Origin of the sequence: Mucilaginibacter conchicola, from assembly GCF_003432115.1 — a bacterium.
Lineage (GTDB): Bacteria > Bacteroidota > Bacteroidia > Sphingobacteriales > Sphingobacteriaceae > Mucilaginibacter > Mucilaginibacter conchicola.
On record NZ_QWDC01000004.1, the window covers coordinates 74,281 to 89,052 of the forward strand.

17 protein-coding genes and 1 tRNA gene are annotated in these 14,772 nt (G+C 41.0%); 5 read left to right on the plus strand and 13 right to left on the minus strand.

Going from position 1 to position 14,772, the window contains the following annotated elements; all coding sequences use genetic code 11:
* The first annotated feature begins 92 nt into the window (after positions 1-92).
* From D0C36_RS25025 to D0C36_RS21070, 5 genes are all read left to right on the plus strand, one after another.
* Positions 93-341 (plus strand): GIY-YIG nuclease family protein, encoded by a 249-nt coding sequence (locus tag D0C36_RS25025; protein WP_117393703.1) that lies wholly within the window; start codon positions 93-95, stop codon positions 339-341.
* A tRNA-OTHER gene (locus D0C36_RS24605) sits at positions 322-404 on the plus strand. Before D0C36_RS25025 ends, D0C36_RS24605 begins: the two co-directional genes overlap by 20 nt.
* Positions 405-513: 109 nt before the next feature.
* Positions 514-1,026, plus strand: coding sequence for a GNAT family N-acetyltransferase (locus D0C36_RS21060; RefSeq protein ID WP_117393704.1), 513 nt, complete (start codon positions 514-516; stop codon positions 1,024-1,026).
* 92 nt (positions 1,027-1,118) lie between these two features.
* Positions 1,119-1,835 carry a pirin family protein gene (locus tag D0C36_RS21065; RefSeq protein WP_117393705.1) on the plus strand — a complete coding sequence of 239 codons (717 nt, stop codon included), beginning with the start codon at positions 1,119-1,121 and terminating at the stop codon, positions 1,833-1,835.
* 2 nt (positions 1,836-1,837) lie between these two features.
* The gene (locus tag D0C36_RS21070) at positions 1,838-2,143 is read left to right on the plus strand and encodes a hypothetical protein (RefSeq protein ID WP_117393706.1); all 306 of its coding nucleotides are present in this window, start codon (positions 1,838-1,840) and stop codon (positions 2,141-2,143) included.
* A 57-nt stretch (positions 2,144-2,200) separates the two neighbouring features.
* On the opposite strand, the gene D0C36_RS21075 is transcribed toward D0C36_RS21070, so the two are convergent.
* The 13 genes from D0C36_RS21075 to D0C36_RS21135 all read right to left on the minus strand — a co-directional run bounded on the left by D0C36_RS21075 (position 2,201) and on the right by D0C36_RS21135 (position 14,761).
* A complete protein-coding gene (locus D0C36_RS21075) occupies positions 2,201-3,061 on the minus strand; it encodes an OmpA family protein (protein WP_117393707.1) in 861 nt (286 codons plus the stop codon).
* A gap of 50 nt (positions 3,062-3,111) precedes the next feature.
* Positions 3,112-3,819, minus strand: a complete 708-nt coding sequence (locus tag D0C36_RS21080; RefSeq protein WP_117393708.1) for a response regulator transcription factor — start codon at positions 3,817-3,819, stop codon at positions 3,112-3,114.
* A gap of 338 nt (positions 3,820-4,157) precedes the next feature.
* Entirely contained in the window at positions 4,158-5,006 is an 849-nt protein-coding gene (locus D0C36_RS21085; protein ID WP_117393709.1) for a hypothetical protein, read from the minus strand.
* 194 nt (positions 5,007-5,200) lie between these two features.
* Positions 5,201-5,980, minus strand: coding sequence for a polysaccharide deacetylase family protein (locus tag D0C36_RS21090; RefSeq protein ID WP_117393710.1), 780 nt, complete (start codon positions 5,978-5,980; stop codon positions 5,201-5,203).
* Positions 5,977-6,948: a glycosyltransferase gene (locus D0C36_RS21095; protein WP_117393711.1), complete on the minus strand. Its 972-nt coding sequence runs from the start codon at positions 6,946-6,948 to the stop codon at positions 5,977-5,979. The genes D0C36_RS21090 and D0C36_RS21095 overlap by 4 nt, the downstream gene beginning before the upstream one ends.
* A gap of 130 nt (positions 6,949-7,078) precedes the next feature.
* Positions 7,079-8,272 (minus strand): glycosyltransferase family 87 protein, encoded by a 1,194-nt coding sequence (locus D0C36_RS21100; protein WP_117393712.1) that lies wholly within the window; start codon positions 8,270-8,272, stop codon positions 7,079-7,081.
* Positions 8,273-8,363: 91 nt separating this feature from the next.
* Complete coding sequence (locus tag D0C36_RS21105; RefSeq protein ID WP_117393713.1) at positions 8,364-10,919, minus strand: NACHT domain-containing protein; 2,556 nt, start codon at positions 10,917-10,919, stop codon at positions 8,364-8,366.
* A 29-nt stretch (positions 10,920-10,948) separates the two neighbouring features.
* The gene (locus tag D0C36_RS21110; protein ID WP_117393714.1) at positions 10,949-11,206 is read right to left on the minus strand and encodes a hypothetical protein; all 258 of its coding nucleotides are present in this window, start codon (positions 11,204-11,206) and stop codon (positions 10,949-10,951) included.
* A gap of 256 nt (positions 11,207-11,462) precedes the next feature.
* Complete coding sequence (locus D0C36_RS21115; RefSeq protein WP_117393715.1) at positions 11,463-12,131, minus strand: response regulator transcription factor; 669 nt, start codon at positions 12,129-12,131, stop codon at positions 11,463-11,465.
* Entirely contained in the window at positions 12,128-12,952 is an 825-nt protein-coding gene (locus tag D0C36_RS21120; RefSeq protein WP_117393716.1) for a sensor histidine kinase, read from the minus strand. Before D0C36_RS21120 ends, D0C36_RS21115 begins: the two co-directional genes overlap by 4 nt.
* Complete coding sequence (locus D0C36_RS21125; RefSeq protein WP_117393717.1) at positions 12,916-13,563, minus strand: hypothetical protein; 648 nt, start codon at positions 13,561-13,563, stop codon at positions 12,916-12,918. The genes D0C36_RS21120 and D0C36_RS21125 overlap by 37 nt, the downstream gene beginning before the upstream one ends.
* A gap of 80 nt (positions 13,564-13,643) precedes the next feature.
* Positions 13,644-14,312, minus strand: a complete 669-nt coding sequence (locus D0C36_RS21130; RefSeq protein ID WP_117393718.1) for a hypothetical protein — start codon at positions 14,310-14,312, stop codon at positions 13,644-13,646.
* 50 nt (positions 14,313-14,362) lie between these two features.
* Positions 14,363-14,761: a hypothetical protein gene (locus tag D0C36_RS21135; RefSeq protein WP_117393719.1), complete on the minus strand. Its 399-nt coding sequence runs from the start codon at positions 14,759-14,761 to the stop codon at positions 14,363-14,365.
* Between the last annotated feature and the right edge of the window lie 11 nt (positions 14,762-14,772).

Below are 14,772 nucleotides of genomic sequence, written 5' to 3' on the forward strand. Positions count from 1 at the left end.
ATAAAAGTTTATGGCATGCAAGAGGTCATCGGTTCGACTCCGATATTCTCCACTTAGTAAATTAATCGCCTCGAAAGGGCGATTTTTTGTTTATGGAATATTGTTGTTATATCATTTATTCTTTAAAACTTGATCGCTATTATGTCGGTCAAACAGACGATATTGAGCAGCGCCTTATTCAACATAATTCAGGTTTTTCAACCTATACTTCTAAGGCGAACGATTGGTGTCTTAAACATTTGGAAGTATTTGAAACCAGAGATCTTGCTCAAAATAGGGAACGGGAGATTAAAAGGAAAAAGAGCAGAAAGTATATAGAATGGGTTAGCTCAGCTAGATAGAGCGCTTGCGTGCCCCGAATGCTTTCGGGGAAGAGGTCATCGGTTCGACTCCGATATTCTCCACGGTAATTAAAAGCCTGATCGAAAGATCGGGCTTTTTTGGTTTTTGACATTTTCTTTCAGTTGCAGGTATTAGATTAGCGCCACAGAAATTTATAAAGTAGCCAAGCTGATGAACATACAAATCGAGCCGACCCGGATTGATGATCTGGATGAAATTTTTCACCTCTATAATGAAGCCATTGCTTATCAAAAAAAGGTTGGCAATAATCATTGGCTGGGTTTTGAACGTGAGATGGTTGAACAGGAGTTGGCAGAGAATCGCCATTTTAAAATATTGGGCAATGGCCATATCATCGGTACATTTCTGTACACGCTTAGCGACCCTCTTATTTGGAAGGATGCAAATGCTATTCCTGCAATTTATATTCATCGAATAGCAACCAACCCGGTGGCGCGCGGAAATAACCTGGTTGAAAAGATCATAGAATGGTCAAAGGCGTTTGCAGCGGCCAATCAGTTGCAGTATATCAGGATTGATACCGGAGCCGGTAATGATAGGCTGATCAATTACTACATTAAATGCGGTTTCACATACCTTGGCGATACAAAAGTAGATTATACTCCTGATTTGCCTTTGCATTATAAAGACGGCTCTTTTGCATTGCTTCAACTGGCCGTTTAACCGCTCAAATTTTCCCTGCCCACTCTTAATCTACATTAAGTTCGTTCAGTGTTTTGCACCTTAACTTTGTGTAACAATTAAGGAAAAATACAATGGCACAAACAATATTGCATAAAGCAGATACCCGCGGATACGCCGATCATGGCTGGTTAAAAAGTTACCACAGTTTTAGTTTTGCAAGCTATTATAATCCTCAACGAATAAATTTTGGTGCGTTGCGCGTGCTGAATGATGACAGTGTTGATGGCGGCCGTGGTTTTGGCGAGCACCCGCACGATAATATGGAGATCATCTCTATACCGCTGCAGGGCGATCTGGAACATCGCGACAGTATGAACAACGTTGCCGTAATTAAAAACGGTGATATACAGGTGATGAGCGCCGGTACAGGCATCTACCACAGCGAGTACAATAGCGATGCGCATAACCAGGTTAAATTTCTGCAGATATGGGTATTCCCTAATAAACGTAACGTTGAACCGCGTTATGACCAGCTTACTTTGCAGGCCGGCGAAAGGCACAACAAACTACAGCAGGTTTTATCACCAAATGCAGACGATGCAGGCGTTTGGATCCACCAGGATGCATGGTTTAACCTTGGCGGGTTTGACAAAGGCGTTAGCGTAAATTACAAGTTGCACAAACCGGGGCAGGGCGTTTACGTTTTTGTTTTAAAAGGTGATGTAAAAATTAACGACCAGCTATTGAACACCCGTGATGGTTTCGGGATATGGGATACAGATGGTTTTGATATCACTGCCGAAACCGATGCCGAATTTTTGCTGATGGAAGTACCAATGGAATTTTAAGCATGGAAAATATCCAAATACTGGTGATATGCCGCCACCCCGAAATTTTGGCAACGGTTGTGAGGCTGATAAACAACAAGCCGGAGTGGAAGGCCACCGGCTGCGAAACTGACGAAAGTGCTATAAACGCTTTTGAAGCCACCAAGCATGCCGTGGTGCTGATAGGTGCGGGTGTTGATGCCGATTCTGAAAGGCATTTGCGCCAAACATTCACCGGTATACATCCGCAGGTGAAAATTGTGCAGCACTACGGCGGTGGCAGCGGCCTGCTGTTTGCTGAAATATACGGTGCGTTGAATGCTCAATAGCTGAGGTTTTTATATTAAAAAGGTCGCCCTTGTTTTTTGGAGGGGCGACCTTTTTTGTTATTCTTCACCGGTATCGGCAGATCTTGCCGTTACTACTATCTCAACCCTGCGGTTGGCATCTTTATCGGCCGCCGTCTCTTCGGGGTATATTTTAGGTTTGGTAGCGCCCAAGCCTTTATATCTCATTCGGTTTTTTTTGATACCGTGATCGGCAAGGTAATCGTACACCACTTTGGCCCGGTTAACCGATAAATGCTTGTCGCGCGAGTCGTAATCGTAGCCATCTTTAAGGTTAAATTCGCAACAGATATGCCCTTGTATCTCAATCTTAATGTCCGTGTGCTTTTGCAGGTAATCCAGCAAAATATCCATATAGAACAAAGCCTGGCGCGTAAGTACATGCCTGCCGCCATAAAAATTAAGCTCGCTTAATTGCAGGGCTTCGCCTATTTGAATGTTGTCTAACTCCTGTATTTTCTTCCTGAATACTTCGTTTAAGCTATCCTGTTTGGTTGGCTTAGGAGCGGATGGAACAACCTGTACAGGGCGTACGGCAACAATATCTACCCGGCGATTATCTGGGTTGCCGATAATGCCTGTTATGCTATCCGCTAACATGCCATTACCAACTGCAAGCACGTTAAATTTAGGATCGAGAGATTTGAAGTAGGTTTGTACCGCCTGTGCCCGCCGCTCGGATAATGTTTGGTTACCGGTTTTACTACCAAGGTAATCAGCATAACCTGTAAGGCTTTTAACTGTGTAGCAGTTGAGTACGAGCGAATCGATCAGCTTTTTATCGCCAGCCGATAGCACCGTAGAATTGATGGCAAAATGCACCCTTAAGGTATCTGCTTGCGCTAATGAAGTAAAAGCTTTGCAAAGCAAAAGCGTAAATAATAAGGTTTTAAGTTTCATTAATATATCTCTGGCAAAACTAATGCTTATGTGATATAGTTAAAAGGCAACTACAGCCCAAAACGCTGCGCAATAAGGATCAACTCGCGGATGTTTTTTGTACCCAATTTGCGGTTGATATTTTTGCGGTGGGTTTCAATGGTATATGGTGCCAGGTATAACAGATCAGATATATTGGCATTACTTAAGCCTTGCGAAATAAGGCGCAATACCTGTTTCTCGCGTTTGGTAAGCGAGCTGAATTGCTGAAACTGTACCGGCGAAGGGCTTTCAATGTCTAATATTTTTTCTACCTGGTTTAACACGTTGTTGTGGGCTGCTGCAGCCATACCCAGCATAATGGTTTGCCCGGTGTTGCGCTCCAGTAACTTACCCGATAGGTAAAAGCGGCCCCAGTGGGTTTGTTTGTTTGGTCTTACCTTTTGATAAAAGCCCATGGTTTCGGCAACATCATCGCGCTCTATTACGCCTTTAAAAGTATGGGTAATAAGGCTTACTTCTTTAGGGCAAAATATTTCATCAACAAAATACTCAGGGCCCATCAGTTCCAGTTCTTCGGCCGATTTTCTGAGATAGTCGCAGCCCATGCGGTTCATGTAAGCGTTTTTCATGGTGCGCATATCATTAACCAGAACTACACCGGGCAGCAGGTCGCCAATTATTTTGATCATTTCAAGATTTACGCCGTATTGCTTATCCAAAGTAAACAGTTGTGCCTGTAACTTGGTATGCTGCTCGGCCTCACTTAACTTCATCATGTTTTAAAAATACAAACAAGTGGGTATTTTTTTACTATGATGATGCAATATTTTTGTGCGCAACTGCCCCCCACAGAACCTAATGAAAGCAGTTAAAGGAACAGGATCTTAATTTGAGCTTTACTATAAAGCTGCCATTATAAACCTGAACCTTATCACTCTAATTAAGCCCGGCATGAAATTATTGAACAAGCTCATAATAGCCATGATGCTCTCAGTATCTGCCGGCGCTATTTTATTCGCATTTAGCCTTAAACATCAATTCTCATAAAAATATTAGCCCAATAAAAAGGCCGTTTGTAAATCACAAACGGCTTTTTTATTGTTTTTCTGATCTGTTAATATTGTTGAAAGTTCAGCTCTGTAACTTCCCCTGTTTTCATATCAACCTGGTAAGCTTTTGTTTTGCCGGGTGAGCCGGGTATATTAAAGTATACCCTCATTGTGTTGTTAGCCCAAGGTTGCATATATCCGCTTGAGCTGCTTGTTGGCTGCGTGTTATTAACTTCGTTCCCTTTTTTATCAAAAACTAAAACGGTAAACTCAATTTCGCCTGCAAGATAAACGGGGTTTTGCCCGGGCGCGGGGCGTTGCGCAGCTACCTTTTTCCAGTTGTACGATATCGAGATCTTATTATACTCAGAAACAACACCGTTTATAACCTTTGATTTATATGAGTCTGAAGTTGTGGCACCTTCTATCTCAAGTTGAGAGTAATAGGCCGTTAACGACTTTACATGATAATCAATACTTGTATTATAAATGTTTTTGAAACCGGTACCGGTTTCTGTGGTAGTTACCGTATCCTGAAGGCGATAGGCATCAATGTTCCAACTGTTGTGGTAATAGCCATCGCACAGATAAGTGAAAACCCTGTTTCCTGTAACAGTACGGGTGGTATCACCAAAAATATTGCTGGTGTTTATATTACTTTTTTCAATTTGGCCACAAGTATTTTGGTAGTCCATAATTATCGGGCCACGGGCGCTAACAGCTTTCACACCATTTTCTGAAACGTTTTTTAAGCCGCTGTTGCCAGACTGATAAAAAGCCATTGCTATTTGTTTACCCAAGGCAGCATTTACAGCCGGGTTTTCTACATTTTTAATAATAGGTGAATCTTTTTTACATGATACAGCAAAAAGAGTGGCGAGTAACAAGACTGAGGTCTTTAAAGAAAATTTCATGCGGTTTAGGTAATTATTTATCAAATATAGTGTTATTGTTTGCTTCGCGACAGGCAAAAAGAAAGCCAGTTTTAATTTAAATAGAAATGTGCTTTTGTGCATTCAATATCAGGTGCTCATTTTGCCCATTATGTGAAATGAATGCCACATTTTTTATTCTTTTACCTGCCGGTTTAATGCCTGTTATTATCATATCAACGGCTTACCTTACCAACAAAATCAGCAGTACGCTCAAAGGTATAGCCCTTGCTTTTTGCCCATGTAATAAAACCACGCAGGCGTTGCAGCAGGTTGTTGCCCGAGTTTCGTACGATGTATGAGGGTAAACCGTACTGGGGTTTTGTTTCCAGGTTAAAAAACTCCCAGGGGTGGAAATACAGGTTTAAATAACCATCTTTTTTTAACGTTGATGCGCTAAGTGTTTTAAGAAGCCACATAGGCAGGTTATGAAAGCTGAGCCAAAATAGTGGTATACGTAAGCCCGGCGAAACCGAGGCAGGTAACTGCAGCACTCCGTTTTTATAAAACCATGTACGCGGCTGATCGAAATTGTTGTAACGGCCGGGCAACCATGTTGGGTTTAGTGATGAGTTGTAAGTATAAACTGCATCGGCAATTTCCTGCTCATCAACAGGCATCATACGCGGCATCCTGAAACCAGTTACCGGTACACCCGCTATCTCCTGCAATTTTAAACGCGATTGCAATAAATGTTCCTTCACAAATGCCGAATGGAAGTACCCGTGCGATGCTATCTCGTGGCCTTCCATTATTATTTGTTTAATAACCTCTGGTTTGTGGATGGCATAATTGGCGGTGCAATAAAATGTGGCTTTAACCGAAAACTCCTTTAACAGTGCCAATAGAGCCGTATTGCCGTAGGTTGATATAGTTAATTGCTCATCAAAGCTAATTGCATTACCCAATTCAATTGGTAAATCAAACTCCTCAAGATCAAAACCTAAAAGGATCATTTGTTAATAGGGTAGTTTAATTCTTCGTGGCTACCAATTAAATTAGTTGAGCGGATAATATAGCTTGGCCGGTTTTTAGATTGCACAAATATTTTACCTACATAAATACCGATAACACTAAGCAGAAATAGTTGCATACCACCTAAAAACTCGATAGATGCAATTATGGATGCCCAACCCGGTACGGCGTATCCGGCCAAATAACTTATCAAAATATAGGGGAAGTACAAAATAGCCAATGCTGCAAAACCAAGCCCAATGCCGGCCGCAACATACAAGGGGCGTGCGCTAAAGGCCATAATGTTACCAATAGCAAATTTTAACAATTTAAAAAAAGAATAGCTGGCATTACCGGTATGCCTTTTTGATGGTGTGTATGGGAAGCCGATTTGCTTAAAGCCCACCCATTTTACAATGCCCCTGAAGAATATTTCAGATTCATCAAGCTCTCTCAATTGTTTAACCACCTTAGCATCTATCAGGCGGTAATCGGCAATGCCGTTCTCCAGCTTAATGTCTGATAAGGTGTTTATCACTTTATAGAAAAGCTTAGAGGTGATGCGCTGATAAAATCTGGCGTGGCGGTTAGCAGTTTCGCGGTAAGTATATACCACATCAAAGCCATCTTCCCAATAGTTCAGCATCTTTTTTATAAGCTGTGGCGGGTGCTGCATATCGGCATCAATGGTAATTACTGCATTGCCTTTGGCAAGCGCCAGGCCGGCTTTAAGTGCGTAATCTTTCCCAAAGTTTCTTGATAGCTCAACAAAGTAAACGTTGCTGTGCAGGCGGGCATTAAGCTTTATCTCGTTAAGGGTGTTATCCTCACTACCGTCATCTACAAAAATAAGTTCGTAATCATAATCTATAGAACTGAATAGCTCTATGATGTGATTGGTTAGTTCACTGATGTTGCCTTCCTCATTATGGGCAGGCACAACAACAGATATTAACTTACTGGTGCGCATGTAGGGGTCAACTAATAGGGGTGATTAATACCTTTTGTAAGCATTACGCAATTCAACATCCAAATGATACAGCCGATGTTGAATTATGTAACATTTATGTTACGAATATAAGTAAAACTTATATTAATTATTATGCAAGTTTTAATTCTGACGGGGCGCTTACATTTTGCTGTTCTGCCTCAAAATTTCGGGTAAGCATCTCGTAAATTATCTTAAGCCATATCACCAAACAAGGCAAAGATTTTAGCCTGTATGGCTGTATATACTTTACGTTTATAGACTTGGGAAACAGATCTGACGGCGACAGGCTGGTAATGATTATGGCAAATACCAACAGGAAAATATCAAATTTAGTAACCGGGCGCTTTAAGTTCATGAACCAGATACCAACCCCGGTTAATGCAATAATGTATGTAGGCGACTCGGCCGAACTGCTGAATATTACAGTAAATATCAATACCGAAGCCAGCAGCAACAAGCGGAAACCTTGAAAGCGATACGCGCTGATACGCAGATAAGGCAGCAGGAACAACAATATTGCAGGTATAAGCACCACTGTGTTATTAAAGTTGCTGATATTGAACACCCGGGCAATCATTCCTAAAACAGATATGTTCTGCATTTTGGCTGTCATGTTTTCGGTGTTTTTGGCTATCAGGTCATAATACCAGTCATGGTAAGTTTGTATAATAAAACCGGGCGACGATATGGCCATAGGTAACACAAATAAAACTACGGCCCAAAAAGCAAGGCTAAGTATCAGTTTCAGTTTGTTATCAGAGAAAAAGAAGAACGCCAGGCCCACTATGCCATAAAGCTTGGTCATGGTGCCTAACATGATCATTAGCGCAGCCCAAAAATCTTTTTTTGTGTTAATGAAGTAGAATGTAAAGATGATAAACGCAGCTACACTGGGGTTAAACTGAAAATATAACGAAGAGCCAACCAGTTCGTTGGCGCAAAGCAGCAGGATAAAGTCTGATAGTTTGGTTTTTATGGGCAGGCTTTTGATAGCCAGGAACAGGAAAAAGGCGTTGAACATTACCCAAAGGATAACCCCCATGCTATCTGGCAATAAAGCAAAGGGCGCAATTATTAGCGCAAATACGGGGCCGTAATGGTTACGGTCATAATAATACTCCGGCTGTGGAGTATATAGGTTTAGCTGATGTAAAACATTAAGGAAGTTGTGCTTAAAAATGATGTAGTTGTTAAGCGACTGATGTGAACCAACGGTTTTGATAACAAAGAACAGGCTAAGCCCAAACCATAAAAAGTATATGGTATTGCGTGCAGCATTGCCACGCGTAAGTGTAAGCGTCATTTTTCTTAATAGGGGTTTGCGCAAAGATAGTTACCGCAATGTTATGTAACAAGAAAAATACATTCTTGCAAGCCGCGCAGCCTGGTTATGGCTAATTAGGAGTTGTCATTTCCGGAATAAACGCTTCTTTTAAAAGGCCGTTTTCGCGTACCATTTTCGCGTACTCATACTGGCATTGTTTGTAAAACTGCGGGTAAATTTCGCTTAGCTCGGTAGTTCTCGTTATCATGCCCAGCATTAAGGCTTTTGAGAGGTTATGATCGCCGGCGGCATCCATAAACATCCGGGTATCTTCAATAAGATGGCGGTAATCTTTAATACTCAGATTGGCTTTTAACCTTAAGGAGTAGAAAACCGTTTTCATATAATCGGTAAAAGTTTCGGGGCTTTGCTTGTAAAGCTGTTTATACTGTTGGTATGTGGTTACCAGGGGCTCTGTTTTATTCAGCTTGTAGTAACTATCGGCTTTAACGGCTTCTACAAAATATGCGTAGCCGTGATGGGCAGATACCTCCGGTTTTTTGTAATGCTGTTCAAGCGCGTTGATGTAACGCAGTGTTTTGAGCGGTTTTTGAAATAAGATCAAAGTGTAAGCGCCCAGTAAGAAAAGCATATCATGCGAGGCTGTATCGGCAAAATAGTTGCCCTCTTTAGGTGGGTTGAAATAAAATTTGGTTAATTCAACACCTACTTCTCTCTTTACTTCGGCAGTTTTAAAATAGGTATTTATAGCATCTAAACACTTAAGTGGGTTTATGGCAAACTTATTAAAGCTTTCGGGCGGCAGGCTTCTTAGTTTCTTTATGCTGTCTTCCAAATCATTCATGTCCAGCTTCAATATAGCGGTCATGGCCAGGGCGGTGTATATAAGTACGCGTTTACGGTTGCTTAAATTAAACTTTAATAAGCCATACAATGTTCGCTTGTATTTGATGTTTATAAACTCAAAACCAAAAAAATAATTAAATAACTCGGGGCTGGCATCTTGCTTAAAGTATGATATAAGCCACTCCGGTTGCCCTGTTGTGGTGCATTGTTCTGAGAACATATCACCCATAAAGTTTATCAGTTCAGATTTTTCGGTTAGGCTTAGTTTTGCGTGGGTAAGCAACTCGAAGTTTTCCTGTTGGCCGTTTTTAAAAGCATAAAGTACGCACCACTGTAAAACGGCAACTTTTTGCCCGTTCGTTTCAAGCAGTTTGTTTACCTGCTCTATCAATACCTCGTCAAAAATTGAGTTGTTATTGTATAGCAGGTATTTAGCTAAAGCGTGGTTTTGGAAATGTGTATTTGTAAACTGTACATGGGCATTGTAGTGCAGGCCTGTGCTTTGGTTGGTTTCGCGTAAGAAACCTATGCTCAGCATATCCTGGTATGCTTGCGGATATTGCTTAATGAGGCCGTTTATTTTAGCCCGAGATACACTGAAATTGTTATTCGGTATATCCATCCCCTCTACAAGGCCTTGTAGAAACAGCAGTTTTTCTGCCGAGTTGGGGCCCATGTATATCTTGCCGAGAATAAATGCCGATACAAGCTCATACAAACATACCTGGCTAATATTATTAAGCGTAAAGTTGCCGGTGTTTTGCTTATAGTAAAATTGAAAATACAGCGGATGGCTAAACTGTAAGGCTATATCTGTTGGTGCGTTATAATGATGCGCAGGGTTTATTTTTAATGCAAGCTGCTTAACCTCGTTAGCATCAAAAAGTGGTACGTTAACGGCACTGTTCTCATCGCCAATAAACCTGATGAACCACTTATCGTCGCTGGTATTAAACTCGTGCCTGTTGTTTATCCAGGTGAACGAGCGCATGGTTAATATAAGCCTAAACCATGGCGAATACCGGTAAAGTGCAAGTATATCAAGCAATTGGGCCAGTAATAACCTGTATTGTTCAGATTTGTAAACATGCTCGTCAAAAGCATCTACGATGAGGTAAAAATTGCCGCCTTTTTCACGTTGCTGGTCAAATATCGATGCAACATCATCATTTGCGGTATAGCCCAGCAAAGCAAGCAGCCAATGGTTAATGTCCTGCCCGCTTAAAAAAGCGTTCATGAGTGCACTGGTGCTAAAAAACAAGATAATATCGTTGTTGTTACCGGCGCCGTTGTTCAATAACCGTTCCTGTATCCAGTGGCATAAGGCAATAGTTTTACCGTGGCCGGCAGGTGCTGCCAATACGGTAGCAGTTTGGTCGCCGGTTAAAAAATCGTCTAAATGGTCTGATACAACCCGGCGTGTTATGGTTTGGCTGTATGGTATGCCCGATTTATTGCGTAAAACCTGTAAAGTAAAATTGGTTATTTTTTCGGCGTTGAGTTTAAGGCTGTTCCAATCAGGAGTAGTGTGTTCGGCAGTTTTGGTAAGTTTGGTTTCCTGGTTCTGGCAAAAATCTTCCCAGCCTTTATAACCGCAATACTTGGCCATTACATCAATAGTGAATATTGATGGCCTAAATTTGCTGTATGCGAAGCCAAAAATGCGTTTGAGCGTAGTTTCGCTAACACTTTGTTTAGTTTTTCTTACGATATCGGCAGCTATTATGCGGCAATCATGCGGCGTAATATTGCTAATACCGGATGTTGTGATAACGGCCCGCTTTAAAAGCTCGTAGTACTGAGGTAGAAATGATGTCATAAGCGATAGGTTTCAGGAACATTAAAATGTTAGGCAATAACCAGTTGAATACACTCGCGTACAGTCAGATCTTGAGAAATAGCCCCTTCCATAACCCTTTTACCGGTGTTATATTCTTGTGCTATTTGGTGTAACCTTTGTTCAAGCAAACGGCAGCGAATTTCATCGTTGTAGCCAACTTTTATTAAGGTTGTGGCAGCCAGTAAGTTGTAGGGGTTGTTAGCCGGCATGCCACCTGTAGTTAATATATCAAATTTAATCTGATTTGTAATAAATATCCTATCCATCTAATCAATCTTATTATGTTATTAAAACTTTTCAGAATATTTAATTTATACGTAAATATACTCAATACGGTTTTTTAAAATCCAAGGCTCCTAAATGCCACAACTGTTGGTTTTTGCGAGAATTATGGAATTACTCAATATTTTCGCTCTAATTGAAACAATATTGCTCAAATATTAAATATTTAATTGCCAGTAGGGGATATTTAACAGTAGAGCCAACAGAAAAAAATAAAAATCACGTGATTTTACGTGGTTTTTATAAGCCGAGGTCGATGAGATGGTATTTTATGGCAAATAATACCAGGCCTGCTGTGGTGTGGCAGCCTATTTTATTGATAAGTGAGGTACGGTGGCCTTCAATTGTGCGCACGCTAAGGTAAAGACTATCAGCAATTTCGTTGTTGTTACGGTCCTTGCAGATTAGGTCAAGTACCTGCATCTCGCGGCGGGTTATTTTTATGGGTACGTTGCTTATGCTTTTGGTGAGGATGTTGCGCTGGTTGGTACTATTCTTCAGCGCCATTTTAACTTCGTTATTAAAATAGAACCCGTTTTTAACAACTGCTTCAATGGTGGTTATCAACTCGTTTTTATCGCAGTTTTTCATCAGGTATGATGCCGCACCGTTATTTATCATCTGCGTTATCAGCATTTCATTTGCATGCCCGGTAAGGATGATCACTTTTATGGCCGGGTAATTTGCCTGCAGGTATTTATTAAGCTCGATACCGTTTATGCCCGGCATATCAAGGTCAATAATAGCAACATCAATTTCGCAACCGTTTTGCAGAGCATCAATAAACTCCTGCCCGCCAGAGCATTCTGTAACCAGTTTAAAATCGTTGATAGAATTGATAAGTATAGCAAGGCTCTGCCTGAATAAATTCTGATCGTCAACAACTGCTATATTTATTTCGCTTTTCATGCGATTGTTGCAGCCTGGTTTGCAGGAATAGGGTAGGTGATCTGGATAGCAAAACCTTTAGCTTCGTAAGGCAGTATAACGTAGCCGGCGTTTATGTTAAGCAGGCGGCTTTCAATATTTTGCATGCCCATGCCGCGTTTAAATACTTCGGGGCTTACAGACAGGCCTTTGCCGTTATCACTGTAATTAAGTAACAGGTTATCACCCTCTCTTTTTATACTGATGTTGGCACGGCTGGCTCCCGAGTGTTTAATGGTGTTATTCAGCAATTCTTCTAAAACACGATAAAGTGCAGTAGCGGTATTGATATGAAAATCAGCAAGCTCCTGCTCGGCCTCGTTCTCAAAAGTTATTGCCAGCTTGCCCGATTGATTGATAATACCGCAATGCTCCATTATTGCTGCGGCCAAACCATAATAACGCAGTGTAGTAGGTGATAGGTTGTGTGATATGTTGCGCACATCTTTAACAACCTTATCAATAATGGTTTTGCTTGATCGGGTAAACTCGATAAAGCTTGGGTCATCAGGGCCGGTGGGCTTAAACATCTCGATGAGTAAACGCAGGCCCGATATGGTGGTGCCTACATCATCATGCAGATCCTGCCCAATGCGTTTGCGCTCGGCTTCCTGCATCTCAATAGTTGCACGCAGAAGTTCTTTCTGGTGGTCTATCTGTGCCTGCTGAAACTCCTGGCGCTGGCGTAAAAGCCTGTTCTGGTTACGAACCGAGTAAATAATAAAGGCGGCTACGAAGATAAATACCCCCACCATAGCCAATATGATCAGGACTGCGGTATTGTCGTTGTTTGTGATCTGCATTTGCTAAAACCTATTGCAAATAAAATATATTCTATTATTAATATCGTATCAATCAAGCCCCATATAATATCGCTGAAAAGGGTTCTCTTCAGGAAAAAGTTGTATGATACAAACATGAAAAATCCTACGGCATAAAATATTAAAATGCCGGTGTTTACCCAGTTAAAACTATCAGCGGCCCAGGGGCGTAAGTTACTGCTGTTTTTTATAGTGTAGGCCATGCAAAAGGCAACAATAATAAGAGCGCCTATCGGCCTGGTATAAGTATTAAATTCGATCTTGTTTTGAATAAAAACCTGGTTAAAGGTACACAACGCGGCAAACACCGCAACAAGTATATAAATTGATACCCGCCATTTCTTATCAAATATGCGGCTAAACATTGCAGCAATAAAGGCAAACTCCATGGCCGTATAAAAGCTCATCAGCTTTACGGTATAGTAACCTTTTGATGCAATTATGATCATCAGCAAGTTAAACAGGCTGCCAAAAATAACGAACGCAAGTAGTATTTTAAATGCAGCCGGCAGGAACCGGTAGTTATTTAAACCAATAAAGATTGGAATAAGCGCACTTGCCGGAACAATGTACGTGGCATAAAAAACGAACATAAAAAGGGGGATTGTGCAAGCCCTAAAGATAACTAAAGCTTGTTAAAACGGCCTTTTTATTTAAAATTATCGGGTTGATCTTATTTAGTTACAGATTTATAAGCAATGCCGGATTTGTAGAACCCAATACCAAACAAAATATATTCAGTGATCAGGATAGTATCATGGATGGTCCATATCGTCAGCGTTAGCGTATTTAATTTGAGAAAGTAATTTGAGAATGTGAACATAATAAGGCCGGCCGAGTAATAAAGCAGCAGCCCTATGTTTATCCAGTTAAAATTATTATCCGTCCACTTGCTTTCTAAGGTTCCGGTTTTGATGATGTAGTTCATGCAAAACGCTATTATTAAAAGAGCACCCACAGGCCTGGTATAGGTGTTAAATTCTACTTTGTTTTGTATAAAGATGGCATTATAAGCGCAAACAGCAGCAAAGGTTATAATAAGCGCATAAAAGTACTTGCACCATTTTTTGTTATATACACGGCTAAAAACAAGTGCTATAAAACTAAACTCGAGCACGGTGTAAACGGGTATCCATTTTACCGTTTGTACATGATATAAGCCTATGGCAATAAGGTTTGCTGCATTAAACAGGCTTGATACAACGATAAAAGCAAAAAGTATTTTAAAAGGAGAAGTTAGCGAAGGGTAATTTTTAAAAGCGAAGTAAACAGGGAAAATAGCTGTTAACGGTGTAATATAATTTGAGAATATATTATATATATAAAGAAAAAGGGGATTCATAAGCGTTAAAGATAATCAACGCTTACGGAAAGCCCCTTTTTTATTTAGAATTATTCTGTCGGCGGTGGCGGTTCGGTACAAACAGGCGGGCATGCTTTGGTCATATCGTAGGTGTTGCTTTGGCTGCCATCACCATTTTCAACTTCAACGCCAGAACCTGGTTGCCCTTGTGGCATAATAATACGCCTTACCTCGTGCCCGTCAACTACAGGTATAAAAATAAGTCTTGCAGTTGTAGGGTCGTCGGCCACTTCAAGCCCTATGTGCACACGTACCGATTCTGCATCGGGATTAAATTGCACGATGTTGGTAAAACTGGCGATAGGGGTAAGAAAAGAACGTACTTCAAAGTGATTTGCCGGATCAGCAACATAGGCTTTCCAGTTGGCTATCATCTGGTCGGCTTCAAGAACAGGGATACTTCCCTCGGGGAAAAAAGATTCGCTCATTTTGATTTTTG

Bases quoted from the DNA above. Each gene is read 5' to 3' on its own strand.
- D0C36_RS21065 (WP_117393705.1), top strand. From the start codon at position 1,119: ATGGCACAAACAATATTGCATAAAGCAGATACCCGCGGATACGCCGAT.
- D0C36_RS21125 (WP_117393717.1), bottom strand. From the start codon at position 13,563: ATGTTCGTTTTTTATGCCACGTACATTGTTCCGGCAAGTGCGCTTATT.
- D0C36_RS21080 (WP_117393708.1), bottom strand. From the start codon at position 3,819: ATGATGAAGTTAAGTGAGGCCGAGCAGCATACCAAGTTACAGGCACAA.
- D0C36_RS25025 (WP_117393703.1), top strand. From the start codon at position 93: ATGGAATATTGTTGTTATATCATTTATTCTTTAAAACTTGATCGCTAT.
- D0C36_RS21070 (WP_117393706.1), top strand. From the start codon at position 1,838: ATGGAAAATATCCAAATACTGGTGATATGCCGCCACCCCGAAATTTTG.
- D0C36_RS21105 (WP_117393713.1), bottom strand. From the start codon at position 10,919: ATGACATCATTTCTACCTCAGTACTACGAGCTTTTAAAGCGGGCCGTT.
- D0C36_RS21110 (WP_117393714.1), bottom strand. From the start codon at position 11,206: ATGGATAGGATATTTATTACAAATCAGATTAAATTTGATATATTAACT.
- D0C36_RS21100 (WP_117393712.1), bottom strand. From the start codon at position 8,272: ATGACGCTTACACTTACGCGTGGCAATGCTGCACGCAATACCATATAC.
- D0C36_RS21060 (WP_117393704.1), top strand. From the start codon at position 514: ATGAACATACAAATCGAGCCGACCCGGATTGATGATCTGGATGAAATT.
- D0C36_RS21090 (WP_117393710.1), bottom strand. From the start codon at position 5,980: ATGATCCTTTTAGGTTTTGATCTTGAGGAGTTTGATTTACCAATTGAA.
- D0C36_RS21085 (WP_117393709.1), bottom strand. From the start codon at position 5,006: ATGAAATTTTCTTTAAAGACCTCAGTCTTGTTACTCGCCACTCTTTTT.
- D0C36_RS21135 (WP_117393719.1), bottom strand. From the start codon at position 14,761: ATGAGCGAATCTTTTTTCCCCGAGGGAAGTATCCCTGTTCTTGAAGCC.
- D0C36_RS21095 (WP_117393711.1), bottom strand. From the start codon at position 6,948: ATGCGCACCAGTAAGTTAATATCTGTTGTTGTGCCTGCCCATAATGAG.
- D0C36_RS21120 (WP_117393716.1), bottom strand. From the start codon at position 12,952: ATGCAGATCACAAACAACGACAATACCGCAGTCCTGATCATATTGGCT.
- D0C36_RS21075 (WP_117393707.1), bottom strand. From the start codon at position 3,061: ATGAAACTTAAAACCTTATTATTTACGCTTTTGCTTTGCAAAGCTTTT.
- D0C36_RS21130 (WP_117393718.1), bottom strand. From the start codon at position 14,312: ATGAATCCCCTTTTTCTTTATATATATAATATATTCTCAAATTATATT.
- D0C36_RS21115 (WP_117393715.1), bottom strand. From the start codon at position 12,131: ATGAAAAGCGAAATAAATATAGCAGTTGTTGACGATCAGAATTTATTC.